Source organism: Actinoplanes sp. NPDC049316 (assembly GCF_040677315.1).
Taxonomy (GTDB): Bacteria; Actinomycetota; Actinomycetes; order Mycobacteriales; family Micromonosporaceae; genus Actinoplanes.
This window is the reverse complement of sequence record NZ_JBFAQM010000006.1, coordinates 236,008-259,064: the sequence shown is the minus strand read 5'-3', so window position 1 is coordinate 259,064 and position 23,057 is coordinate 236,008. Positions and strand designations below refer to the sequence as shown.

Sequence of the window (23,057 nt, the reverse complement as noted above, 5' to 3'; positions counted from 1 at the left end):
GGTCGCGAGAACGGCGCGAACGGACGCGGCGCCGCCCCCGGCAAGCGGACTGCCCGCCGTGGCTCCCCGGCCCGGCGTGGCACCGGCGGCCGGCGCGGCGATGCGCCCCGCCGCCGGAAGGCAGCAGCGGAGGCGACGAGCCCGACCGGCAACGGCCCGGCCTCCCCGGTACGCAGCGACGCCCCTGGCACGGTGGGCCGCGACGTTCCCAGGACAGTCCGCGGCGACGTCCCGGGAGGGGGCGGCCAGGACGGTCAAGGGACGGTCAAGGGACGGTCCATCGGCTCGGGTACGGCGGCTCGCAGCGCCGACTCGGTTGCGGTTCGCCGCGGCACTCCTGGATCGCCGCGCAACACAGCTGGGGTCCGGCCTGCTGACGCCGCTGGTCGGTCGGCCAGGGGAGCTGACACCGCGGGTCGGTCGGCCAAGGCAGCTGACGCTGCCGGTCGGCCAGGCAGAGGCGTTGATACTGCCGGTCGGTCCGTCAGGGCGGCCGACGTTGCAGGCCTGTCAGCCGGGGATGAGGCCGCCGGTTGGGCCGCCGGGGCAGCTGACGCCGCCACCCGCGCCGACAACCACCCGACCCGTCGACTTGCCGGCCCCGGCTCCGGCTCCGGCTCCGGCTCCGGCACCGGCTCCGGCTCCGGCACCGGCTCCGGCACCGACAACGGCACCGGCACCGGCATCAACAGCGGCATCCGCGCCGGCACCAACAGCGGCATCCGCACCGATACCAACACCGGCAGCGTCGCCGAAGGCGCGGCCGGGATGCGGGAGGCGAATCGAGGAACGACCGCGGTCCCGCCACCGCTGCCGGGACCGCGCGACTCACGCCGTTTCTGGCCGACCAGCCCGGCTGACACTTCGACGTCCGGCCACGTACCTGACAAGCCGTCGCGGCGGGCCGTCGCGGATCCGACCCTTGACGCGGCCCAGCAGCCGGTCCGCCGGTCCACCGCCGTTCCAGAGTTGGGCGACGAACCGGGCCGCCGCGCTGCCGCGGACCACGAAGCGCAGCCGGGCGGCCACCGAGCCGCCGCAGACCCGGAGCGCGGTGGCCGCCGTGCCGCCGACTCCCCGTCAGGTGGCCGGCGCGCCGCCGTGAATTCCGCGGGTGGCCGTCGTGCCGCCGACTCCGCGCCGGGCGGCCGTCGCGGCGGGGCTGACTCCGCGTCCGGTGGCCGTCGCGGCATGCCCGACTCCGCGTTGGGAGACCGTCACGCCGTTGCGGGCGCCCGGAGCGAGCCCGCCGCCGAAGGACCCGCCAGCCTCACCCTGGAGCCGACCGGCCCAACCGGCCCGACCGCCCACCGCCCTGCCGCGGACAGCACCGACACCGGCCTCATCGAGATCAGCCCGATCACGAGCGACCCGAGCAGATTCGCCCGGGCGAACGACGGCCTGTCCAGCAATGGCCTCGCCGACCAGAATCCGACCGACCGGCGCAGCGAGGACCGGCTCAGCGAGGACCGGCGCAGCGAGGACCGGCTCAGCGAGGACCGGCACAGCGAAGACCGGCACAGCGAAGACCGGCGCAGCGAGGACCGGCGCAGCGAGGACCGGCTCAGCGAGGACCGGCACAGCGAAGACCGCGTCAGTCAAGACCGGGGCAACGCCGACCAGGGCAGGGGAGACCAGGGCAGGGGAGACCAGGGCAGGGGAGACCAGGGCAGGGCCGGCGAAGGCCCGGACCGCGACCCCGCAGACATCGACCACCCCCACGCCGATTCGCCGGCCGGGCACGCCCCCGGCAGCGAGCGCAGCCGCTTCGAGCTGCGGCGCCTGCTGTCCGTGGAGGCTGCCGACGGCGACCCGGCCGGGCCGACGGACGTACGCCTGGTCGATCTCGGTGCCCGTGCCGGTGGGGATTCCGAGCTGGACGTGGACCTCGGCCTGGAGGACGGGTACGACGTCGAGGCGGATCTGGCGCTGGACCCGTACGAGGACCCGTACGAGCCGGACGAGGATGACGACTGGCTGGCCGACGAGGACGTCCGGGTGGCCGACCTCCCCGTGGGCGTGCTGCCGCCGGTCCCCGAGCAGGCCGATCTCGAGGAGCCCGGGCTGACCGAGGCGGATGCCCACCCGGGTGCCCGTCCGTGGGCTGCCCGCGCCGACCGCCGTTACGGCGATCGGGTGGAGGGATGGGTACGCCCGGAGTACCGCGACGAGCCCGTCACCGGCGATTACTGGACGCCGATTCCGGACGCGGGGTACGGCTGGCCCGTGCCGGTCGAGCGCATCCCCGCCGTTCCGCCGTATCCGCCGGCCTCGGGGTTCGACCCCCTGCCGGAGGCGGGGTCCGAGCCGACCGCGGTTGTGCCGCAGTGGCCGCCGGCGCGCCCCGACGACCGTATCGGGCTGCCTCGCGCCTGGTCGGAGGGTGAGCGGCCGGCCGGTCGCCGCTTCCCGAAGCCGGTCGACGCGCCTGGCCGACGGCGCAACGCCGAGCGGGCCAGGCAGGAGAAGAGCCAGAGCGCGCGCGACGAGAACGGGGAACGGTACGCCGCGGAGAGAGATCGGAAGCCGCGTGACCGCGACAGCTGGAATCGAGCCGGCGGTTCCGAGCGCCGCCGGTGGCGGGGCGACGACAGGAACGAGGCCGCCGACGCACCGCGGCTCGAGGGCGGGTACGCCGGCCGTGAGGTGAGCGTCGAGGGCCCGGTCTGGACCGTGCCGGACCTGCCCGAGGCCGCCCTGCCCGATCTCACCTGGCCCGGTACGGAGGTGCCCGAGGCCCGCCGGCGGCGGCCCCAGGTCCTGGCGCAGCGCCCACGCAACGTGGCCGGTGAGCCCACCCAGAGCCTGCCCGCGGTCACCGACGATCGGGTACGCCCGCGCCCGCGGCCCAGGCCCCGGCCGGAGGCGGCGCCGGATCAGCGGAGCACCGTGTACGTGAGCAAGCACGCGGCCGACCCGAGCTGAGCCGCAGCCGCGCTACGGAGGACGTGCGACGGGCGGGACGGGCGGCGGGCGGGACATGGGAAGGCGCGACATGCGGCGAGCGCGACATGCGAGGGGCGGGACATAGGCTAGGGCGATGGCCTCCTCGCCGTACGCCGATCTGGATCGTCCCCCGCTGGCCGCCCGGGCCCTGCAGCGGGCGCTCGTCGTACCCGGCGGCCTGTGGCGCCGGATCGATGTGATCGCCGAGACCGGGTCGACGAACGCCGATGTGGCCGGCGCGGCGCGGGACGGCTCCGGTGAGGGGTTGGTCGTCGTCGCGGAGCAGCAGGTCGCCGGGCGGGGGCGGCGGGATCGGCAGTGGGTGTCGCCGCCGCGGGCCGGGCTGACGTTGAGCGTTCTGCTGCGGCCGGGGGCGGCCGTTCCCGAGCGCGGGTGGGCGCCGGCGCCGCAGCGGGCCTGGGGCTGGCTGCCGCTGCTGGCGGGGGTGGCGCTGATGGAGGCCGTGCAGCGCATCACCGAGCTGGACGCCGGTCTGAAGTGGCCGAACGACCTGGTGGTGTCCGACCCGGAGGGTGCGCCCGGCAAGGCCGCCGGCATTCTGGCCGAGGTGGCCGAGGACGCGGTGGTCGTCGGCATCGGCCTCAACGTCACCACCCGGGCGGCGGAGCTGCCGCCCACCACCGGCCTGCCCGCGACGTCGTTGCAGCTGGCCGGCGCGAAGGCAGCGGACCGCGATCCGCTGCTGCGGGCGCTGCTGCGTGGTTTCGAGCGGTGGTACGCCGGATGGCGCGAGACCGGCGGCGACGCGGAGCTGTGCGGGCTGCTGGGGGCGTACCGGCGGGGGTGCGTCACGATCGGGCGCGAGGTGCGGGTGCTGCTGCCCGGCGGCGGGGAGATCGCCGGGGTGGCGACCACGGTGGACGGGGACGGTCAGCTCATGGTCCGTACGGCGGACGGCGCCGAGCGTCGCGTCTCGGCGGGGGACGTCCTGCACGTACGCTGAGCCCGTGGCTTTCCCGGACGACGTGCTGACCGACGAGGAGGAGGTCGTCCTCCACCTGCATCCGCACGCCAAGGCGGCGGTCCGCCCGGTCCTGGTGCTGGTGGCCGCCCTCGCGGCGGTCATCCTGGTGTGGGTGATGCTCCCGCCGACCACCGGGGGCCTGATCGGCGTCTGCGTGGTCGCGGCGATCGCCCTGTTCATGAGCGTGACCCGCGGGGTCTGGCCGTTGCTGGTGTGGCGGACCACCCATTACGTCTTCACCGATGAGCGGATCCTGCTGCAGGACGGCGTGGTGGCCCGGGAACGGCGTGATCTGCCGCTCAACCGCATCAACGATCATCTGACCCGGCAGGGCCTGCTGGACCGGGTGCTCGGGTGCGGCACGCTGACCGTCGACTCGATCGGCGAGCAGTCGGCGGTGCTGGCGTCGGTGCCGCACGTCCAGCAGGTGCAGACCACGCTGTACGAGCTCATCGAGACCGACCGGGAGCTGCGCCCGGAGGACGAGGACGACGAGCCGGAGCCGCCGCTGGTCAGACCGCGCGGCGCTGGGCGTCGATCTCCTTGGCGATCTCCTCGTCCAAGCGGCCCTCCGCCTCGGCGCTGAGCTCCGCCAGGCCGGCGGTGACGTCGAGCTCGGCCATCGCGGCCTCGTGACCGTCGACCGGGGGCTTGAGGAAGACGAAGGTCCGGTACGCCCAGAAGCGGAAGACCGTGGCGATCACGATGCCGAGCAGCGTGACGCCCATGAACAGCACGGCGTCGTTCTCCTCGGTGAGGCCGAAGCCGTACTTGCCGATGCCCACCGCGCCGGACTGGATCACCATGCCGACCAGGTTGAACCCGAAGAACAGCGTGTACTCGCGGCGCAGGGCGGTGCGGGTGTGGTGCCGGTAGGTCCAGAACCGGTTGGCGATGTAGGCCAGGGTGGTGGTGACGACGGTGGCGACGACACTCGCTTTCACGGCGCCGATGGGCAGGAGCGCCCAGGTGATGGCCATGTAGAGCAGGGTGTTCGCTGCGCCGATCACGCCGAACGCCAGGGCCTCGGGAGCGAGGTGGCGCAGGCGTTCCGCCAGCGGGCGGGCTGAAGGCATTCGACAACCTTACGGGGGGAAGGGCGGGAGACGACGGACACAGCAGCTGGGCTGAAACCCTCGTCACATCCGCGGGACGGCGCGCGGCGCCGGCGGCTCGGTCGACTGCGGTGCGGTCGCGCCGGCCGGCGGGGCCGGGGTCCCCGGGACTGCCGGGGGCGCCGGGTCCGGGACGACCCTGTCGCCGAACACGAAGCGGCGGTACGACCAGAAACGGAACAGGGTGCCCACGGCGGTGCCGACCAGCTGCCCGGAGATGTTGTCCGCGAGCGGGGTCTGGAACTCGGGCCAGATCGAGCCGAGCCCGTAGTGGCTGATCGCCAGGCAGGCCAGCCCGATGCCCAAACCGATGCCGTTGAGCAGGAAGAACAGCGTGTACTGCCGCGCCATGTTGCGGTGTTCGCGGTGCCGCCAGGTCCAGAAGCGGTTGCCGGCGAAGGCGACGGTGGTGGCGACGACGGTGGAGATCGTCTTGGCGAGCAACGACTCCGAACCGCTCTGCAGCAGCACGTTGAAGATGACGAGGTCGATGGCGAACGCGGTCGCCCCGACCGTGCCGAACTTGCTCAGTTCGCGCACGAGTGCCCCGAAGCGTGCCCGCAGAGCGGGCAGGACGTCGGCAACGGGCACGGACCCGAGCGTACCGGCGCTCGTCACCCCCCGCTGTTTTCGTGAGCGAGTCTTAACCGGGGGGCCCGGCCGGGTTGCGCTGCCGGTACGGCCGGTGACGGTGCTGGTCGATCTCGGTCACCTCGGCGAGCCGGGCGCGGCACTCGGCGCACCACGCCAGGTGGGTGTCGAGCCGCGCGGAGTCCCGCGGGGCGAGCCGGCCGCGTACCCGGCCGCCCAGCCGTTCCCCGGCCCACCGGCACTCCGGCGGGTCGGCGGCCCCGACGTGCTGCTGGAGGTAGAGGCGGCGCAGACCCTCGCGGGCCCGGTGGGCGAGCACGGCGACCGCGTTCGGGGTCAGTCCCAGCTGCGGGGCCAGCTCGGCCGGGCTGGCCCCCTCGACCTCGGTACGCCACAGCACGTCACGCCAGCGATCGGGCAGCGCGCGGAAGGCCTGGGCGGCGTACGTGCGCTCGAGGCGGTCGAGGGCGGGGTCGCGGAACGGCTCGCCGGCGTCGTACCGGCTCAGATCGTCGGTGAACTCGAGCCGGCGGTCGCGGCGGGCCCGGTGGTAGCAGACGTGGCGGAGCGTGGTGTGCAGGTACGCGCGGAACGACACCAGCGGGCCGCGCCCGGCGCGCAGGGTGGCGAAGACCTTGGCGAACGTCTCGGCGACGAGGTCGTCCGCGTCGGCGTGATCGGTGACGAGCCCGTACGCGAGGTTCCGGGCGGCGGTGCGGTGACGCTGGTAGAGCACGCCGTACGCGGCGGTGTCGCCGGCGCGTACGGCCGCCAGCAGCTCCGCGTCGGCATCGGCCTCGCCCGCCGGGATCGTCATTCCTGCCTCCAGAGCCGGGAGTGGGAGGAAAGCCCGATTGCGGACAAGCTTATGTCGGTTTGTCCATTTTGTGAAAGCCGTGAGTTCCAGCGGTGGGCCGGCGGGGAAGCCGCCGCCGGGCGGATGCGGTCCGTACGTGGGGAAGCGCTCTCTGCTCACTCGTGCACCGTCCGGCGAAGGATCGATCGTCTATGAGCACAAACGCCGAGGATTGTGCGGTTGTCCACAGGGTTCACCGATGAACTGAACGTTCGCTCGGCTTACGCTGACGTGACTCCCGTGACAGGGGCCGGCCCGCCGGCCGGATACGTCACAGGTCAAGCCGACCGAAGGGATTCACATGTCACTGCCCCCTACCTCCCATGCCCGCCTACTCAGCTGGGTCGAGGAGGTCGCCGCCCTCACCACCCCGGACCGGGTCGTCTGGTGCGACGGCTCCGACGAGGAGTGGACCCGCCTCACCGACGCGCTCGTCGACGCCGGGTCGCTCGTCCGTCTCGACCCCGAGCGCCGGCCCAACTCGTTCTGGGCGCGTACCGATCCCGGGGATGTCGCCCGGGTCGAGGAACGCACCTTCATCTGTTCCGTCGACCCCGCCGACGCCGGGCCCACCAACAACTGGATGGCGCCCGCGGAGATGAAGTCGACGATGACGGAGCTGTACCGCGGCTGCATGCGCGGCCGGACGATGTACGTCGTCCCGTTCTGCATGGGCCCGCTCGACTCGCCCAACCCGATGTTCGGCGTGGAGCTCACCGACAGCGCGTACGTCGTCGCCTCCATGAAGATCATGACCCGGATGGGCGCGAAGGTCCTCGAGGCCATGGGCACCGACGCCGACTTCGTGCCCGCGCTGCACTCGGTCGGCGCGCCGCTGGACGAGGGACAGGCCGACGTCGCCTGGCCGTGCAACGAGACCAAGTACATCTCGCACTTCCCGGAGACCCGGGAGATCTGGTCCTTCGGCTCGGGGTACGGCGGCAACTCGCTGCTCGGCAAGAAGTGCTACGCGCTGCGGATCGCCAGCGTCGCCGCTCGCGACGAGGGCTGGCTCGCCGAGCACATGCTCATCATGAAGCTGACCTCGCCGGAGGGGCAGGTCCGCTACATCGCCGGGGCGTTCCCGTCGGCCTGCGGCAAGACCAACCTGGCGATGCTCGAGCCCACCCTGCCCGGCTGGAAGGTCGAGACCGTCGGCGACGACATCGCGTGGATGCGCTTCGGCGAGGACGGCCGGCTGTGGGCCACCAACCCGGAGTACGGCCTGTTCGGAGTCGCGCCCGGCACCGACCAGCGCACCAACCCGAACGCCATGCGGACCCTCGCCCGCGGCAACTCCATCTTCACCAACGTCGCGCTCACCGACGACGGCGACGTCTGGTGGGAGGGCATGGGCGAGCCGCCGGCGCACCTCACCGACTGGCGCGGCAACGACTGGACGCCGGACTCGGACGCCCCGTCCAGCCACCCGAACAGCCGCTTTTGCACGCCCATCAACCAGTGCCCGATCCTGGCCCCGGAGTACGACGACCCGCGCGGCGTACCCATCGACGCGATCCTCTTCGGCGGCCGCCGCAAGACGACCGTGCCGCTGGTCACCGAGGCCCGCGACTGGGTGCACGGGGTCTACTTCGGCGCGACGCTGTCGTCGGAGACCACCGCCGCGGCGGTCGGGCAGGTGGGCGTCGTGCGCCGGGACCCGATGGCGATGCTGCCGTTCATCGGCTACCACGCCGGCGACTACTTCAACCACTGGATCGAGATGGGCAAGGCCGCGTCCGGCGACGCGAGCAAGCTGCCGAAGGTGTTCTACGTCAACTGGTTCCGCCGCGGCGAGAACGGCCGGTTCCTGTGGCCGGGCTTCGGTGAGAACTCCCGCGTGCTCAAGTGGATCGTCGAGCGCCTCGACGGCAAGGGAGAGGCCGTCGAGACGCCGATCGGGCACGTACCGACCGCCGACGCGCTCGACCTGACCGGCCTGGACGTCGACCGGGCCGACATCGAGGCGGCCCTGACCGTCGACACCGACGAGTGGCTGGCCGAGATCCCGCAGGTCGAGGAGTGGTTCGCCAAGTTCGGCGACAAGCTCCCGGCCGTGCTCTGGTCGGAGCTGGACGCGCTCAAGTCCCGTCTGAACGCCGCGTGACGCCCCGCGCCCGCCTCGCGTTCGAGGCGGGCGCGGCCTGGGTACCTTCGCACCCGTGACCGTCGACGACCGCAAGCCGCGCGTGGTCCGCGCGCTGACCTGGCTGCTGGTCGCGACGGCGGCGGCCACCGCGGGGGTCGAGCTCCTCAATTTCTGGTACGCGCCCGAGCACGGTTACGGGCTCGCGGTCCGCACCGGCTGGGCGCTGCTGCGTACGCTCGGCTGGTTGATCCTGATCTGGCACGTGCGCCGCGGTCGCGCGGGCGCGCGGCCCATCGGTCTGATCCTGGCCGTCACCACGATCTTCGCCGTCGGGCGGCTCATCGTGCCCCGCTCGGGCACCCCGCCGCTTCCCGGCGTCCTCGGGTTCGCCGCCCTGACCGTCCTCTGCCTGACGGTCGTCGTGCTGCTCTACCGGCATCGGACCGTGCAGGAGCATCTGGTTCGCCACCCGAAGAAGCTGGTGGTGACCCGGGACGGCCTCGAGTGGCGCGAGGCGGTGCCGAAGCGCCCGCCGCTGGCCGCCTGGGCTCTCACCGCCCGGGTGGCGGCCTTCACGTACAGCCCGCTCATGCTCGTGCCCGCGCTGATCTCCGTGGGGGAGCTGGGGCGGCGGCCGCAGTGGCTGCTCGCGGTGGGGTTCTGGTTCGTGGCCGGGTTCGCGGTGAGCTACCTGGTGGCCCTGACGACCATCTTCCTCATGCGCGGCAAGGCCTGGGCGCGGCGGATGCTGATCTGGGTGACGCTCGGTGTGCTCGTCGTGGATCTGCCGCTCTGCTATCTGCTGCTGGGCGCCGACGGGCTCGTCCGGGACGGGGCGCCGCTGGTCGCCGCCGCGGTGCTGGTCCTCTACTCGCTGTGGCGGGTGTCGCGCCTGCCGGCTGCCTCCGTACCGGCGGCGGCCACCGCGTGAGCCACGACGTCGCGGTCGTCGGCGCGGGTCCCGCCGGATCCGCCGCGGCGCTCGCGGCCCTCCGCGCCGGCGCCTCCGTCCTGCTGCTCGACCGCTGCGAGTTCCCGCGGGACAAGCCGTGCGGGGACGGGATCGCCGCGGAGACCCTCGACGTCCTCGCCGGCCTGGGCGTCACCGGGATCACCGACGGTCACCCACCGGTCGAGCGGCTGCGCCTGGTGTCCCCGGGTGGGATGGAAGTGGCCCGGCCGCTGCCGCGCCCGGCGTACACCGTGCCGCGAAGGATCTTCGACGCTCGTCTGCTCGACGCGGCCCGCGCCGCCGGCGCCGAGTTCCTGCGGCACAGCGTACGGACGATCCGCCGGGACGGTGGCAGCGTCGTCCTCGACGACCGCATCCGGGCGCGCGTGGTCATCGGCGCCGACGGGGCCGGCTCGGTCGTGCGGCGGTGGCTCGGACACCCCGCGAACCCCGCCGGCCACCTGGCCATCGCGATCCGCGGGTACGCCCCGGCGACCGGTGAGGAGCAGCTGATCAAGACCACGCGGCAGCGCTGGCCGGCGTACGCGTGGTCGTTCCCGCTCGGCGACGGCACCGCCAACGTCGGGTACGGGGAGGTGCTGCGCGGGACGCCGCTCACGAAGGCGTACCTGCTGGAGCGGCTCGCCGATCTCCTGCCCGGCGGCGAACCGGCCGGCCTGCGCGCCCACCACCTGCCGTTGTCCACCCACCGGCCGGCGCCGGCCCGCGGCCCGGTGCTGCTCGCCGGCGACGCCCTGTCGCTGATCAACCCGTTCACCGGCGAGGGCATCTTCTACGCCGTGCTCTCCGGCGCACTGGCGGGTAGGGCGGCCGCCGCCGGCCCGGAGGCGGCGGCGCAACGCTACGGCGCGACGCTCAACGCCCGGCTCGGCCGCCACCTGCGCCACTCCCGGGTGGCTTCGCTGCTGACCCGGCGGCCCCGCGTGGTGGACGCGGCCGTCGAGGCGGCCCGCCGGGATGCGGCGGTTTTCGCCCGGATGGTGGACCTGGGCCTCGCTGACGGGGTTTTCGACCTTCGCACGATCGGACGGATCGCAGGGGGTTTGGCCCGGATCGCCGCTGCGCCCTCTTGAGCCCCGGCCCGGGGTCGATAGGCTTGGCGCGATGACTCTGCGGTCCCTGGTCTACTCCCTGTACGAGCGGCGGCTCGCCGGCAAGCTCGCCGGCAAGCCGATACCGCAGCATGTCGGGGTCATGTGCGACGGCAACCGGCGCTGGGCCCGCGAGATGGGCTACGTCGACCCCAACGACGGCCACCGGGTCGGCGCGGCCCGGGTCAAGGAGCTGCTGACCTGGTGCGACCAGGCCGGCATCAAGCACGTGACGCTCTACCTGCTGGCCACCGACAATCTGCGCCGGCCCGCCGCCGAGCTGGACCCGCTGCTGACCATCATCGAGGACCTCGCCACCGAGCTGGCCGAGGACGGCAACCCGTGGCGGCTACGCATCGTCGGCGCGCTCGACGTGCTGCCCGCGAGCACGGCGACCGCTCTCAAGGCCGCGCAGGAGAAGACCCGGGAACGCGGCGACGGCGTCGAGGTCAACCTCGCGGTCGGCTACGGCGGCCGCCGCGAGATCACCGACGCGGTCCGCTCCCTGCTGCACGAGCACGCCGCGGCCGGGCGCACCCTGGAGGAGCTGGCCGAGATCCTCGACGTGGAGCACATCGCCGAGCACCTCTACACCCGCGGTCAACCCGACCCGGACCTGGTCATCCGCACCAGCGGCGAGCAGCGGCTGTCGGGCTTCCTGCTGTGGCAGTCGGCGCACTCGGAGTTCTACTTCCACGACGCCAACTGGCCGGATTTCCGCCGGACCGACTTCCTGCGGGCGCTGCGCTCGTACGCGACCCGCCAGCGCCGCTACGGCGCCTGAGCGCTCCTTCGGTCGGCGTTCTCTGACCGAATCTGATCGCTCTGGTCGCAGCGGCGGCCGCGGACCGCGGGCGCGCGGGGCTCAGCGGTCGAAGGCGGGCAGGGCCTCCTCGGCGAGGAAGCGGGCCACCGCCTCGGGGGAGTCCAGCGTCAGGTCGGCCGCGCTGGACACGTCGGCGCCGGTCTCCGGGTTGGCGACGGCCACGCACATGCCGAAGAAGCCCGGGTCGACCGCCTCGCGGGCGCGCAGCGCGTCGAACGCCTTGATGTCCGACATGTCGTCGCCGAAATACCAGGCACAGCCGGCGTTCAGCACGCCCTCGCTGATCACCATGCCCTTGTCCTGGTCGACCGGGGGCTTGAGCTCGACCACCATGCGGCCGCCCTGCACGCGCAGCCCGAGACGCTCGGCCTGCTCGTGGCCCCAGCGCTCCACCTGCTGCGCGAGCTGCGGCGCGGTGCGGTAGTGCAGCGCCACCGAGAGGCGTTTGTACTCCACCAGGATGGCCTCGGGCAGCTCCGCCTTGGCGCGCTCGGCCAGGTCGGCCATCGCGGGAACCCAGGGCAGCGCCGCCGGCTCGGTCACGACGTCGCCGTCGTGCCACACCTCGAGGCCGTACAGCCCGTAGAGGTCGACGTGCTCCAGCGACTCGAAGCGGGACCGCAGGAAGCTCACCGGGCGGGCCGAGACGATGGCCACCCGGGCCACCCTCGCGGCGAGTTGCTCCAGCACCCCGAGCACGGACGGCACCGGCTGCGACGCGTCGGGGTCGTCCGTCACGGGCGACAGCACGCCGTCGAAGTCGAAGAAGAAGGTGGTGTCCTTCGCTCGCGAGGCGGTGAACTGCAGGGCCGCCGCGGCGCTGAGCGGGTGCGTGGGACGCGGGTTCTCAACCGGGGACTCAGGCACAAAGCCCAGCCTACCCGCCGTACGGCCCATTGCACGTCGGTGGAACGTCGCTGAATTGGCGTATCTCGCGGGTACTACCGAAGGTGGCTCTTGACCGCTAGCGTTCTAGTCATGGCACGGGGTTTTCCCGAGCCAGCCGGCCGGCCCGGACCTGCGACGAGTACGCCACGGGGCCAGCATCCCGACCCCGTGCAAGTGACGGGCGCCGGACATGGCGGACCGCGGGCGGACCGGGTTGCACGCCCGCTGGAGCAGGCCTGTGACATCTCGCCGTACTGACGCCGGGGACGCGCACACCGACCCGGCCGCCAAAGTCTCCAGCAGCCGCGCCACCTCGGGACGCCGCTCGTCCCGGGACCGGCACGCCGACGCGGAGCCCGCTCCAGCCGGACGGGTCTTCGTGCTGGACACCTCGGTCCTGCTGTCCGATCCGGCGGCGTTCCGCCGGTTCACCGACCACGAGGTGGTCATCCCGCTCGTGGTGATCTCCGAGCTGGAGGGCAAGCGCCACCATCCCGAGCTCGGCTGGTTCGCCCGCCAGTCGCTGCGCATGCTCGACGAGCTGCGGATCAAGCACGGCCGGCTCGACCAGCCGGTGCTCTGCAACGACGAGGGCGGCACCCTGCGGGTCGAGCTCAACCACGCCGACCAGAGCGTGCTGCCGCACGGCTTCCGCAACGACTCCAACGACACCCGGATCCTGTCCGTGGCGCTGGGGCTCACCGCGGAGGGGCGTGACGTCACGCTCGTCAGCAAGGACATGCCGCTGCGCGTGAAGGCCGCCTCGGTCGGCCTGACCGCCGACGAGTACCGCCATGGCCAGGCCAGCGATCCCACGTGGACCGGCATGGCCGACCTCAGCCTCGAGGAGGACGAGGTCAACCGCCTCTACCAGGGCGAGGAGCTCGAGGTGGAGGACGCCGAGCACCTGCCCTGCCACACCGGCCTGGTCATCCACTCCTCGCGCGGCTCGGCGCTGGGCCGGATGACACCGGACAAGACGGTCAAGCTGGTCCGCGGCGACCGCGAGGCGTTCGGCCTGCGCGGCCGCTCGGCGGAGCAGCGGGTGGCCCTGGACCTGCTGCTCGACGAGTCGATCGGCATCGTCTCGCTCGGCGGCAAGGCCGGTACGGGCAAGTCCGCGCTCGCGCTCGCCGCCGGTCTCGAGGCGACGATGGAGCGCGGCCGGCACAAGAAGGTCGTCGTCTTCCGCCCCCTGTACGCCGTCGGCGGCCAGGAGCTCGGCTATCTGCCGGGTAGCGAGTCGGAGAAGATGTCGCCCTGGGCGCAGGCCGTCTTCGACACGCTGGGCGCCGTGGTGCACGCGAACGTCGTGGAGGAGGTGCTGGCGCGCGGGATGCTCGAGGTCCTGCCGCTCACCCACATCCGCGGCCGCAGCCTGCACGACTCCTTCGTGATCGTGGACGAGGCGCAGTCGCTCGAGCGCAACGTGCTCCTGACGGTGCTGTCGCGCATCGGGCAGGGTTCGCGCGTCGTGCTCACCCACGACGTGGCGCAGCGCGACAACCTGCGGGTGGGCCGGCACGACGGTGTGACGGCGGTGATCGAGGCGCTCAAGGGCCACCCGATCTTCGCCCATGTCACCCTGACGAGGTCCGAGCGGTCGCCGATCGCGGAGGTCGTCACCGATCTCCTGGAGGAGATCCCGCTCTGACCGAGCGTCACCGTGAGGCGGGGATCCGGCCGGATCCCCGCCTCACGCCGTGCGCGGGGGCAGTCACCCAATGTGACGTTGCTTATACCGGGAGAGTGAATGGAATAGGCGAGGTTCGGACCGATTGAGACCGGAATATCCTGTGATTCGCTTCACAGGTTGGCGTTGCCATTTCACATCCACTTCACCGTGAGCCATGGTGGCTGGCGAGCATCATTCGCGTGGCACGGCCGGTCGGGCATCGATCGGGGCCATCGCGGGACCGGTGGAAGAGGGCCGGACCATGCGGCCTGAGGGGCCGGGATGCTCGCGGTGTGAGCCGCCGCCGGGCTGTGCGCCGGTGGTGCCGCTCCGCGTCATTGCCCCCTACGAAGGGAAATCTTCGTGAATCGGCTCTGGAGCCGGGTCGGAATCCGTGCGGCCTCGGTCGGCCTGCTCGTCGCAGGCGTGATCGGCGGGGTCTATCTCGGACAGGACCGGGAAGTCCAGGCGCAGAGCGCCGCCGTCACCTCCTCCCAGGCCAAGCTCGTCGACTCCCGTGCGGAAGTCGAGGAGATCCAGCTCCTGAAGGAGCGGCAGGCCCAGCACGCGGCGGCGCGGGCGTACCGGCGTGCGGCCGAGGGCGCGGCCGCCTCCGAGGCCATGGCCCAGGCCAAGACCGCCGCGGGCAAGGCGCGCACGGAAGCGCAGAAGGCGATCGAGAAGGAGGCGGCCGAGAAGGCCGCCAAGGCGGAGAAGAGCGGTTCCGGCAGCTCCGGCGGCAGCACGGCCTACACCGGCCCGATCCCCGACTCCTGCAACGAGTACAGCGGCACCCGGGAGACCGGCTGTGCGCTGATGATCGACGCAGGCTTCGGCATCGACCAGTTCCCGTGCCTCGACAAGCTGTGGAAGAAGGAGAGCGGCTGGAACCCGAAGGCCGCCAACCCCAGCTCCGGCGCGTACGGCATCCCGCAGGCCCTGCCCGGCAGCAAGATGGGCTCGGTCGCCGACGACTGGCGGACCAACCCCGCCACGCAGATCAAGTGGGGCCTCGGCTACATCGAGGGCCGGTACGACACCCCGTGCGGCGCCTGGTCGCACTCGCAGAGCACCGGGTGGTACTGACCCACACCCGTTCGGGCAAAGGGGTACGTGCTTCGGCGCGTACCCCTTTCGTCTGTCCCCGGCAGTGATGCAATGTCCGCATGGTCCGGAAAGTCGCCTCACTGGTCGTGCTCGGCATCCTCGCATCCGTCCTGACCGCGAGCCAGATGGCCGCCAGCGCCCAGGACGGCGCCCCGCCGGTCCGTGAGGTCGTCGGCGGCAGCCTCGCCCCGGAAGGCCGCTTCCCGTGGATGGTGCGGCTCTCGATGGGCTGCGGCGGCGCGCTCACCGCCCCGCGCGTGGTACTCACCGCCGGGCACTGCGTCGACGGCACCGGCCCGGACGACAGCATCGAGGTCACCGCCGGCGTGACCAACCTCAAATCCGCGAAGGCCATGACGGCCCGATCCGTCTCGGTCGTACGTGCCGAGGGCTTCCACGGCGAGATCAGCGGCGACGACTGGGCCCTCGTCCAGCTGGACCACCCGCTGGACCTGCCCACCCTCGACCTCGCCCACGGCGTCAAGGAGGAGAAGGGGCCGCTGACCGTCCTGGGCTGGGGGCAGACGAGCGAACGGTCCCTGCGCCAGGAGAAGCGCCTGCGGTACGCCACCGTGCCCGTCGTCTCCGACCACGACTGCGCCAAGGCGTACCGGACGGTGGGCGTACGGCTCGTCGAGGACGAATCCATCTGCGCCGGCAAGCAGGGCGTCGACACGTGCCAAGGCGACTCCGGCGGCCCGATGGTGCGCCGCTCCGGCGACCGGTGGATCCAGGTCGGCATCGTGAGCTGGGGGCTGGGCTGCGCGCGCAAGGGCTACCCCGGGGTCTACACGCAGGTGTCGGCGTTCCGGCCGGCCATCCGTACGGCCACCCGCAAGCTCAGCTGACCGTGCCCGATCGGACACCCGCAGTTGGCGACCGTGGCGCCGATCGGTAACCATCGAGTCATGAGCTATCCGGGGGAGCAGGACGACACGTCGGCCAGGTTCGGCACCGAGGCGTTCTTCGCCTCCATCGGCCGCGCCTTCGTGGCCATGTGCGCCGTCATCCCGATCCTCTTCCTCATCGAGGCGATCGACCGCGGCCTCGGCGCCGGCCGCCTCGACGTCGCCGGCGGCATCATCCCGCGCCGCATCGACGGCCTCGACGGCGTGCTCTTCAGCCCGTTCCTGCACGCCGGCTGGGACCACCTGTACGGCAACAGCGTCCCGCTCATCCTCGTCGGCACGTTCGCGCTGGCCGGCGGCACCCGCCGCTTCCTCTGGTCGACGCTGGTCATCATCCTGGTCAGCGGCTTCGGCGTCTGGCTCGTCGGCGACCCCAGCAGCGTGGTCGTCGGCGCGAGCGGCGTGGTCTTCGGCTACCTCGGCCTGCTCTTCGCCCGCGGCTTCGTCGAGCGCAGCTGGTGGAACCTCGGGGTGGCGGCCTTCATCGGCCTGCTGTACTGGTACCAGATCTACAACGTGCTCCCCACCGACCAGCCGATCTCCTGGCAGGGCCACCTGCTGGGCCTGCTCGGCGGCGTGATCGCCGCGATCGCCTTCCGCCGCCGCCGGCCCCGGCCGCAACCGGCCCTCTACGACCCGGACGCCACCCTCACCGACATCTGACCGTACGGCCGCAGCCGGGGTCAGCGGCGGCGGGCGGGCAGGACCGCTATGCCCACCGCGAGCAGCGTGAGGACCGCGCCGAGGATCGTGTTCCAGCCCGGGCGGCCGGCGTCGCCTGGTACGACCTCGTCGACCAGCAGCGCACCTGTCACCTGACCGGCGATCATGCTGAGGCCGAGCAACAGGACGCCCGTGTAGCGGACCACCGTCGCGCCCACCGCGATGAAGACGATGCCCATCGTGCCGCCGACGTACAGCCACCAGGGGCCGTGCGGAAGGTGGCCCGGCACGCCGCGGACCAGCACGGAGACCGCGTACGCGAGGACGAGCAGCGCCGTACCCGTCAGGAAGTTGATCAGGCCCGCCACCATCGCGCTGTCCGCGACCATGCGGACGTGGCCGTTCACGGCCTGCTGCCAGGCGATGCCGAGACCGGCGAGCAGCGGCAGGACCGCCAGCACCAGCGCGCCCGAGTGGCCGATGCGGTCCGCCACCGAGATCACCACCGCCGCCACGGTGAGCACCGCGCCGGCCAGGCGGGGGGTGCTCACCGGCTGGGGACCGCCCGGGCCCGTGCCCGCGCGGTCCACCATCAGGCTGCTCGACGACTGGCCCGCGACCACCGCCACGATGAAGACCGCCACGCCGAGCGTCGGCACCGTGAGTCCCTGCGTGGCGACGAGGAAGCCACCGCACACGCCGCCGACGCACTGCAGGAGGCGGATCCGGCGGTCGCGCAGGGCCTCGCGGAGGGAGCGCAGCCCGGCCCGGCCCGACGGCAGCGCCGGCACCAGCACGACGAGCACCAGCAGGCCCGAGCCGAACGAGATCAGCGCGGCGCCGATCGGGTCGTCGAGCCGTACGGCCAGCTCGCCGTTGATGCGCGACTGCACGGCCAGCGCGACGCCCGCGAGGACCGCGAGCGCCACGCCGACCGCGCGCCGCGTGGCTGTCACGGCCGGCAGCGAGGTGCCGGTCTGCGTCATTCGCGCACCGAGGGCCAGACCGTGGGCAGGTGGCCGTCGAAGTCGACCGACGAGTACTGCTTCAGCTTCTCGAGCCGGTGGTACGAGTCGATGACCCGGATCGTGCCGCTCTTGGAGCGCATGACGATCGACTGGGTGTGCGCCCCGCCGGCCCGGTAGCGCACGCCCTTGAGCAGGTCGCCCGAGGTCACGCCGGTCGCGACGAAGAAGCAGTTGTCGCCGGTCACCAGGTCGTCGGTGGTGAGCACGCGGTCGAGGTCGTGCCCGCCGGCCCGGGCCTTCTCCCGTTCGGCGTCGTCCAGCGGCCACAGCTTCGCCTGGATCTCGCCGCCGAGGCACTTGAGCGCGCAGGCGGCGGTGATGCCCTCCGGGGTGCCGCCGATGCCCATGAGCACGTCGACGTCGGACTCCGAGCGGGCCGCCGAGATGGCGCCCGCGATGTCGCCGTCGGAGATGAACCGGATGGTCGCGCCGGCCGCGCGTACCTCCTCGACCAGGGCCTGGTGCCGCGGCCGGTCCAGGATGCAGACGGTGACGTCGGAGACGTCGGAGCGCTTCGCCTTGGCGATGCGGCGCAGGTTCTCGGTCGCGCCGGCGTTGATGTCGATCACGTCGGCGCAGTCCGGGCCCACCGCGATCTTCTCCATGTAGAAGACCGCGCTCGGGTCGAACATGGCGCCGCGCTCGGCCACGGCCAGCACCGACACCGCGCCGGGCATGCCCTTGCTCATCAGCGTGGTGCCGTCGATCGGGTCGACGGCCACGTCCACCTCCGGCCCGGTGCCGTCGCCGACCTGCTCCCCGTTGAAGAGCATCGGCGCCTCGTCCTTCTCGCCCTCGCCGATGACGACGACGCCGCGCATCTGGATCGAGTTGATGAGTTTGCGCATGGCGTCCACGGCGGCGCCGTCGCCGCCGTTCTTGTCGCCGCGGCCCACCCACCGGCCGGCGGCCATCGCGGCGGCTTCGGTGACACGGACGAGATCGAGGGCGATGTTGCGGTCGAGATCCTGGGGGTTGGCGGAAACGGGCATCAGGGGGCCTCCTCGCGACGGTGCGGGGTGTGGTCGTCCGATCCTCACACGGCCGCCCGCGCGAAGTCCCGCGTCCGCGACATGGTTAACAATGGTGGGGTGTCCAGCCCCGAGACCCCGACCGTCGGCAAGCGTGAAGAGCGCCGTCCGCGGGACATGGCGTTGTCCCTTGCCATCCTGCTCGTCCCGATCGCGCTCCTGCTGCTCTTCTACCGGATGGTGCTCGGCGGCGACGAGCCGATCAGCGTGGACGCCGAGCCGACGCTGCAGCAGGCCCGCTCGGCCGCGGTCTTCCCGGTGAGCGAGCCGCAGGGTCTGGGCGACGACTGGCACGTGCAGAGCGCCACCTTCAAGCGCGGCGACGACGGCGCCACGCTGCGGATCGGCTACGTCGACCCGGACAAGAAGCCGATCCAGCTCGTCCAGAGCAGCGTCGCGCCCACCACCCTCGTGCCGGGCGAGCTCGGCGAGAAACCCCGGGAACCGGTGGGCACGTTCCGCGACGAGGCGCGGATCTGGCAACGGTACGAGGGACGCCCCGGCGAGAACGCGCTCGTGCTGCGGGAGAGCGGCCGTACGGTCATCGTGGTCGGCCCGGCGTCGTCCGCGCACCTGGAGACGCTGGCCGCGGCGCTGTCCTGACCCCTACTGCTCGGGGCGGGCGGCGCGGGCGGCCTCGATGCGCTCCCGTGCCCCGTCCAGCCACCGCTGGCAGACGTCGGCCAGTTTCTCGCCGCGTTCCCACAGCGCCAGCGACTCCTCCAGCGAGGCGCCGCCCTGCTCCAGCTTCTCCACGACCGTGGCCAGCTCGCCCCGGGCCTGCTCGTAGCTCAGTGTCTCGTCGCTCATGGGTTCTCCCGTACCTCCGTGCGCAGCTCGCCGTCGGCCAGCCGTACGCGTAGAACGTCTCCCGCGGCGACCTCGTCCGCGGCCCGCACCACGTGCCCGTCGGCGCGCTGCACGATCGCGTACCCCCGCTCGAGGGTCGCCTTGGGCGACAGCGCCCGCAGCCGCGCCAGGGTGTGCCGCAGGTCGTCGTCGGCCCGGCGCACCCGGTGCTCGAGGCTGCGCGTGGCGCGGTCGCGCAGCTGGCTCACCTCGGCGGCGCGCTGCTCGACGAACGTCTCCGGCCGGGCCAGCGACGGCCGCGACCGGAAGGCCTCCAGCCGGTGCGACTCGCGGTCCACGAGCCCGAGCACCGCCCGGTCCAGGCGCCGCCGGGCCTGCCCGATCAGCTGCCGCTCCTCGCCGAGATCCGGCACGATCCGCTTGGCCGCGTCGGTCGGCGTCGACGCGCGCAGATCGGCGACGTAGTCCAGCAGCGGCGCGTCGGTCTCGTGGCCGATCGCGCTGACCACCGGCGTACGGCACCCGAACACGGCCCGGCACAGCGCCTCGTCGGAGAACGGCAGCAGGTCCTCGACGCTGCCGCCGCCGCGCGCGATGACGATCACGTCGACCGTGTCGTCGTTCTCCAGCACCTTGAGCGCGTCGATGATCTGCGGCACCGCGGTCGGGCCCTGCACCGGCACGTTGATCACCCGGAAGTCGACGCCCGGCCAGCGGCGGCGGGTGTTCATGAGCACGTCGCGCTCGGCGGCCGAGGCCCGGCCGGTGATCAGCCCGATCCGCTGCGGCAGGAACGGCAGCCGGCGCTTGCGTTCCCGGGCGAACAGGCCCTCGGCGGCGAGCAGCTTCTTCAGCCGTTCGAGGCGGGCGAGCAGCTCACCGAGGCCGACCTGACGGATCTCGTCGGCGCGCAGGCTCAGCGACCCGCGCGCCGGGTAGAACTCGGGCTTGGCGTGCAGCGTGACGCGGGCGCCCTCGCTGAGCTCCGGGGCGCCGGCGTCGAGGACGTCGCGGTGCGCGGTCACGGTGAGGCTGAGGTCGGCCGACGGGTCGCGCAGGGTCAGGAACACCACGCCGGCACCGGGCCGGCGGCTGATCTGCGCCACCTGGCCGTCGACCCAGACCCAGCCCAGCTTGGCCACCCACGCGCCGAGCTTCTGGCTCACGACGCGTACGGGCCACGGCTCGTCGGCGCTGGACTTGGGCTCCGGCTGGGTCACCCGGCCTAGCCTACGGGCGGGTGCTCACGCGTCCGTGCAGCGGTACGCCGTACCAGGGTCACCAGCAGCATCAGCGCCAGACCGGCGTACCCCCAGAAGAGCACGTCCGCGACGGCGCTGAACACGTCGCGGAAAGCGAAGGGGTAACCGCGCCCGGCGACCAGCCCGACGACCGTGACGACGGCCCCCGTCGCGTAGTCCCCGGCGCCTGGTCGCGCACCGATCCCCTCGAGCGACACCAGGAGCACTCCGCCGACCAGCAGCGCGGCGTTGAACAGCAGGTAGGTGTGATCGGAGAGGTCGTCCGCATCGGCGATCAGGTTCAGCAGGCCGACGACCACGCTGATCCAGCCGATGACCAGGCGCAGCGCGGTGCCCACGGCGCTCATGGGCCGAGTATTCCGCCCGCGGCGGCGGGTTGTGGCCCGTATCGCAGGAAGCGAGATCCGCGACGGGTGCACGTACCATTGCCGGGTGACTTCCGACTCTGCTGCCCCAGTCCGCAAGCGTATGCTCCTCGCCAAGCCGCGGGGCTACTGCGCCGGTGTCGACCGCGCGGTGCAGACCGTCGAGGAGGCGCTCAAGCTCTACGGCGCCCCGGTGTACGTGCGCAAGCAGATCGTGCACAACAAGCACGTGGTGAGCACCCTCGAGGCCCGCGGCGCGATCTTCGTGGAGGAGAACGAGGAGGTCCCCGAGGGCTCGACCGTCGTCTTCTCCGCGCACGGCGTGGCGCCCGAGGTGCACGAGCAGGCCCGCGCGCGCAACCTCAAGGCGATCGACGCGACCTGCCCGCTGGTGACGAAGGTGCACCACGAGGCCCGGCGGTTCGCCGCGGAGGACTACGACATCCTGCTCATCGGTCACGAGGGGCACGAGGAGGTCATCGGCACCTCCGGCGAGGCCCCCGCGCACATCCAGCTGGTCGACGGCCCGGACGACGTCGACAACGTCGTGGTCCGCGACCCGGCGAAGGTGGTCTGGCTGTCGCAGACGACCCTGAGCGTGGACGAGACCATGGAGACCGTCGCGCGGCTCAAGACCCGGCTGCCGTTGCTGCAGTCGCCGCCGAGCGACGACATCTGCTACGCCACCTCCAACCGGCAGCACGTGATCAAGGAGATCGCGCCGGACTGCGACGTGGTCATCGTGGTCGGGTCGAGGAACTCGTCGAATTCCGTACGGCTGGTCGAGGTCGCCCTCGGCGCCGGCGCCCGCGCCGGCCACCTGGTGGACTATGCGTCCGAGATCCGGGACGAGTGGCTCGAGGGCGCGACCACCGTCGGGGTGAGTTCCGGCGCCAGCGTGCCGGACGACCTGGTCATGGACGTGCTGGCGCACCTCGCGGAGCGCGGGTTCGGCGAGGTCACCGAGTACACGACGGCGGAGGAGCGGCTGACGTTCTCGCTGCCGCAGGAGCTGCGCCGCGATATGAAGGCCGCCGCGAACGCCCGCCCTAAGGGCTAGAAGTCGCCGCCGAAGTCCCCGCCGCCGAAGTCGCCCCCACCGAAGTCGCCGCCGCCCCAGTCGGCGCCCTGGTCCCCGCCGCCGAAGTCGCCGGCCTGGTCCCCGCCGCCGAAGTCGCCGGCGGCGTCCTGGAACCCGTCCTGATAGCCGTCGCCGTACCCCATGTCGCCGAAGCCGGGGGACAGCAGCGCGTCGAAGATGAGCATCCCGCCGAGCACGCCCGCGCCGGCGCCGAGCGCGGTCTTCCACACCGGCGTCGAGTACCAGCCGGCCGGCACGGGGCGGCCCTGCACCCGGCCGCCGGGGTAGTAGTAGGGCGTGTCCACGCCGGGCTGCGGGCCGGCCTTGTACTGGTGTCCCTGCACTGTGACCTCGCGCTCGCGGGTGAGCTGCCCGGCTCCCTGCGAGCTCAGCAGCGGCGGCAGGTCCGGGCCCGGGTCGAGTCCCATGGCCGTACGGGCCGCGCGCACGTACGCCAGACCCTCCAGTGCCGACTCGCGGGCCAGCTGGAACTGGCGCACCGAGCGAGCCTGCTGAAGTTGTCCGCCGGCGGCGTTGTAGCGCTCCGAGGCGTCGGCGAGCGCCTGCCGGGCGGCGGGGTCGTCGGCGTGCAGGTTCATCACCTGGCCGCCGAGCCGCTCGTACCAGCGCTGCGCCTCCGCGCGGGCGTCGTCCAGATGCCGCTGCTCGCGGGCCGCGGAGCCCCGGCGCCACGCGAGGGCGATCGCCACCACGATCAGGACCAGGATCAGCAGCAGAAACACCTTCATATGTCGACGGTACCCGCG

23 protein-coding genes are annotated in these 23,057 nt (G+C 72.7%); 12 read left to right on the top strand and 11 right to left on the bottom strand.

The features are described 5' to 3' along the window. Positions 1-1,217: 1,217 nt before the first annotated feature. The gene (locus AB0K03_RS12445) at positions 1,218-1,493 is read right to left on the bottom strand and encodes a hypothetical protein (RefSeq protein WP_364683742.1); all 276 of its coding nucleotides are present in this window, start codon (positions 1,491-1,493) and stop codon (positions 1,218-1,220) included. Between the two features lie 1,547 nt (positions 1,494-3,040). Here AB0K03_RS12445 and AB0K03_RS12440 point away from each other — a divergent pair. After that, positions 3,041-3,910, top strand: coding sequence for a biotin--[acetyl-CoA-carboxylase] ligase (locus tag AB0K03_RS12440; RefSeq protein WP_364683567.1), 870 nt, complete (start codon positions 3,041-3,043; stop codon positions 3,908-3,910). A 4-nt stretch (positions 3,911-3,914) separates the two neighbouring features. Beyond that, a complete protein-coding gene (locus tag AB0K03_RS12435) occupies positions 3,915-4,517 on the top strand; it encodes a PH domain-containing protein (RefSeq protein WP_364683565.1) in 603 nt (200 codons plus the stop codon). On the opposite strand, the gene AB0K03_RS12430 is transcribed toward AB0K03_RS12435, so the two are convergent. From AB0K03_RS12430 to AB0K03_RS12420, 3 genes are all read right to left on the bottom strand, one after another. Then, complete coding sequence (locus AB0K03_RS12430; RefSeq protein WP_364683563.1) at positions 4,444-5,007, bottom strand: GtrA family protein; 564 nt, start codon at positions 5,005-5,007, stop codon at positions 4,444-4,446. The genes AB0K03_RS12435 and AB0K03_RS12430 overlap by 74 nt on opposite strands. 63 nt (positions 5,008-5,070) lie before the next feature. Next, positions 5,071-5,637, bottom strand: coding sequence for a GtrA family protein (locus tag AB0K03_RS12425; protein WP_364683561.1), 567 nt, complete (start codon positions 5,635-5,637; stop codon positions 5,071-5,073). A 52-nt stretch (positions 5,638-5,689) separates the two neighbouring features. Continuing rightward, positions 5,690-6,454 (bottom strand): sigma-70 family RNA polymerase sigma factor, encoded by a 765-nt coding sequence (locus AB0K03_RS12420; RefSeq protein WP_364683559.1) that lies wholly within the window; start codon positions 6,452-6,454, stop codon positions 5,690-5,692. Positions 6,455-6,794: 340 nt separating this feature from the next. Between AB0K03_RS12420 and AB0K03_RS12415 the strand changes: the two genes are divergently transcribed. From AB0K03_RS12415 to AB0K03_RS12400, 4 genes are read left to right on the top strand one after another with little or no spacing between them, the layout of a single operon-like run. Then, the gene (locus AB0K03_RS12415) at positions 6,795-8,600 is read left to right on the top strand and encodes a phosphoenolpyruvate carboxykinase (GTP) (protein ID WP_364683558.1); all 1,806 of its coding nucleotides are present in this window, start codon (positions 6,795-6,797) and stop codon (positions 8,598-8,600) included. A gap of 55 nt (positions 8,601-8,655) precedes the next feature. Then, positions 8,656-9,513 (top strand): hypothetical protein, encoded by an 858-nt coding sequence (locus tag AB0K03_RS12410; RefSeq protein ID WP_364683556.1) that lies wholly within the window; start codon positions 8,656-8,658, stop codon positions 9,511-9,513. Then, positions 9,510-10,628, top strand: a complete 1,119-nt coding sequence (locus AB0K03_RS12405) for an NAD(P)/FAD-dependent oxidoreductase (RefSeq protein WP_364683554.1) — start codon at positions 9,510-9,512, stop codon at positions 10,626-10,628. Before AB0K03_RS12410 ends, AB0K03_RS12405 begins: the two co-directional genes overlap by 4 nt. A 31-nt stretch (positions 10,629-10,659) precedes the next feature. Next, on the top strand, positions 10,660-11,430 hold the full coding sequence (locus AB0K03_RS12400) for an isoprenyl transferase (RefSeq protein ID WP_364683552.1): 771 nt from the start codon (positions 10,660-10,662) through the stop codon (positions 11,428-11,430). 81 nt (positions 11,431-11,511) lie between these two features. Here AB0K03_RS12400 and otsB read toward each other — a convergent pair whose 3' ends face one another. Beyond that, positions 11,512-12,339: a trehalose-phosphatase gene (gene otsB, locus AB0K03_RS12395; protein ID WP_364683550.1), complete on the bottom strand. Its 828-nt coding sequence runs from the start codon at positions 12,337-12,339 to the stop codon at positions 11,512-11,514. A gap of 259 nt (positions 12,340-12,598) precedes the next feature. Between otsB and AB0K03_RS12390 the strand changes: the two genes are divergently transcribed. From AB0K03_RS12390 to AB0K03_RS12375, 4 genes are all read left to right on the top strand, one after another. After that, on the top strand, positions 12,599-14,014 hold the full coding sequence (locus AB0K03_RS12390) for a PhoH family protein (RefSeq protein WP_364683549.1): 1,416 nt from the start codon (positions 12,599-12,601) through the stop codon (positions 14,012-14,014). Positions 14,015-14,398: 384 nt separating this feature from the next. Then, the gene (locus tag AB0K03_RS12385; protein ID WP_364683547.1) at positions 14,399-15,121 is read left to right on the top strand and encodes a transglycosylase SLT domain-containing protein; all 723 of its coding nucleotides are present in this window, start codon (positions 14,399-14,401) and stop codon (positions 15,119-15,121) included. 80 nt (positions 15,122-15,201) lie between these two features. Then, positions 15,202-15,990, top strand: a complete 789-nt coding sequence (locus tag AB0K03_RS12380) for a serine protease (RefSeq protein ID WP_364683545.1) — start codon at positions 15,202-15,204, stop codon at positions 15,988-15,990. 60 nt (positions 15,991-16,050) lie between these two features. Next, complete coding sequence (locus tag AB0K03_RS12375) at positions 16,051-16,713, top strand: rhomboid family intramembrane serine protease (protein WP_364683543.1); 663 nt, start codon at positions 16,051-16,053, stop codon at positions 16,711-16,713. A gap of 20 nt (positions 16,714-16,733) precedes the next feature. On the opposite strand, the gene AB0K03_RS12370 is transcribed toward AB0K03_RS12375, so the two are convergent. Both AB0K03_RS12370 and glpX read right to left on the bottom strand, forming a co-directional pair. Next, positions 16,734-17,699, bottom strand: a complete 966-nt coding sequence (locus tag AB0K03_RS12370) for a DMT family transporter (RefSeq protein WP_364683541.1) — start codon at positions 17,697-17,699, stop codon at positions 16,734-16,736. Continuing rightward, positions 17,696-18,733, bottom strand: a complete 1,038-nt coding sequence (gene glpX, locus AB0K03_RS12365) for a class II fructose-bisphosphatase (RefSeq protein ID WP_364683539.1) — start codon at positions 18,731-18,733, stop codon at positions 17,696-17,698. The genes AB0K03_RS12370 and glpX overlap by 4 nt, the downstream gene beginning before the upstream one ends. Before the next feature lie 99 nt (positions 18,734-18,832). Between glpX and AB0K03_RS12360 the strand changes: the two genes are divergently transcribed. Further along, positions 18,833-19,375, top strand: a complete 543-nt coding sequence (locus tag AB0K03_RS12360) for a DUF4245 domain-containing protein (protein ID WP_364683537.1) — start codon at positions 18,833-18,835, stop codon at positions 19,373-19,375. Between the two features lie 3 nt (positions 19,376-19,378). Here AB0K03_RS12360 and AB0K03_RS12355 read toward each other — a convergent pair whose 3' ends face one another. Genes AB0K03_RS12355 through AB0K03_RS12345 form a run of 3 tightly spaced genes read right to left on the bottom strand, consistent with a single transcriptional unit; the run spans position 19,379 to position 21,191 of the window. Beyond that, positions 19,379-19,582 (bottom strand): exodeoxyribonuclease VII small subunit, encoded by a 204-nt coding sequence (locus tag AB0K03_RS12355; protein ID WP_249610876.1) that lies wholly within the window; start codon positions 19,580-19,582, stop codon positions 19,379-19,381. Then, complete coding sequence (xseA, locus tag AB0K03_RS12350) at positions 19,579-20,802, bottom strand: exodeoxyribonuclease VII large subunit (RefSeq protein WP_364683535.1); 1,224 nt, start codon at positions 20,800-20,802, stop codon at positions 19,579-19,581. The genes AB0K03_RS12355 and xseA overlap by 4 nt, the downstream gene beginning before the upstream one ends. Before the next feature lie 5 nt (positions 20,803-20,807). Next, complete coding sequence (locus AB0K03_RS12345; protein ID WP_364683533.1) at positions 20,808-21,191, bottom strand: hypothetical protein; 384 nt, start codon at positions 21,189-21,191, stop codon at positions 20,808-20,810. A 121-nt stretch (positions 21,192-21,312) separates the two neighbouring features. Between AB0K03_RS12345 and AB0K03_RS12340 the strand changes: the two genes are divergently transcribed. Continuing rightward, complete coding sequence (locus AB0K03_RS12340; protein ID WP_364683740.1) at positions 21,313-22,269, top strand: 4-hydroxy-3-methylbut-2-enyl diphosphate reductase; 957 nt, start codon at positions 21,313-21,315, stop codon at positions 22,267-22,269. Here AB0K03_RS12340 and AB0K03_RS12335 read toward each other — a convergent pair. Further along, positions 22,266-23,039, bottom strand: a complete 774-nt coding sequence (locus AB0K03_RS12335; RefSeq protein WP_364683531.1) for a hypothetical protein — start codon at positions 23,037-23,039, stop codon at positions 22,266-22,268. The genes AB0K03_RS12340 and AB0K03_RS12335 overlap by 4 nt on opposite strands. Positions 23,040-23,057: the final 18 nt, after the last annotated feature.

Coding starts and splice junctions, on each gene's coding strand:
- AB0K03_RS12440 (WP_364683567.1), top strand. CDS start 3,041: ATGGCCTCCTCGCCGTACGCCGATCTGGATCGTCCCCCGCTGGCCGCC.
- AB0K03_RS12430 (WP_364683563.1), bottom strand. CDS start 5,007: ATGCCTTCAGCCCGCCCGCTGGCGGAACGCCTGCGCCACCTCGCTCCC.
- AB0K03_RS12420 (WP_364683559.1), bottom strand. CDS start 6,454: ATGACGATCCCGGCGGGCGAGGCCGATGCCGACGCGGAGCTGCTGGCG.
- AB0K03_RS12415 (WP_364683558.1), top strand. CDS start 6,795: ATGTCACTGCCCCCTACCTCCCATGCCCGCCTACTCAGCTGGGTCGAG.
- AB0K03_RS12400 (WP_364683552.1), top strand. CDS start 10,660: ATGACTCTGCGGTCCCTGGTCTACTCCCTGTACGAGCGGCGGCTCGCC.
- AB0K03_RS12380 (WP_364683545.1), top strand. CDS start 15,202: ATGGTCCGGAAAGTCGCCTCACTGGTCGTGCTCGGCATCCTCGCATCC.
- AB0K03_RS12375 (WP_364683543.1), top strand. CDS start 16,051: ATGAGCTATCCGGGGGAGCAGGACGACACGTCGGCCAGGTTCGGCACC.
- AB0K03_RS12370 (WP_364683541.1), bottom strand. CDS start 17,699: ATGACGCAGACCGGCACCTCGCTGCCGGCCGTGACAGCCACGCGGCGC.
- glpX (WP_364683539.1), bottom strand. CDS start 18,733: ATGCCCGTTTCCGCCAACCCCCAGGATCTCGACCGCAACATCGCCCTC.
- AB0K03_RS12355 (WP_249610876.1), bottom strand. CDS start 19,582: ATGAGCGACGAGACACTGAGCTACGAGCAGGCCCGGGGCGAGCTGGCC.
- AB0K03_RS12345 (WP_364683533.1), bottom strand. CDS start 21,191: ATGAGCGCCGTGGGCACCGCGCTGCGCCTGGTCATCGGCTGGATCAGC.
- AB0K03_RS12340 (WP_364683740.1), top strand. CDS start 21,313: ATGCTCCTCGCCAAGCCGCGGGGCTACTGCGCCGGTGTCGACCGCGCG.
- AB0K03_RS12335 (WP_364683531.1), bottom strand. CDS start 23,039: ATGAAGGTGTTTCTGCTGCTGATCCTGGTCCTGATCGTGGTGGCGATC.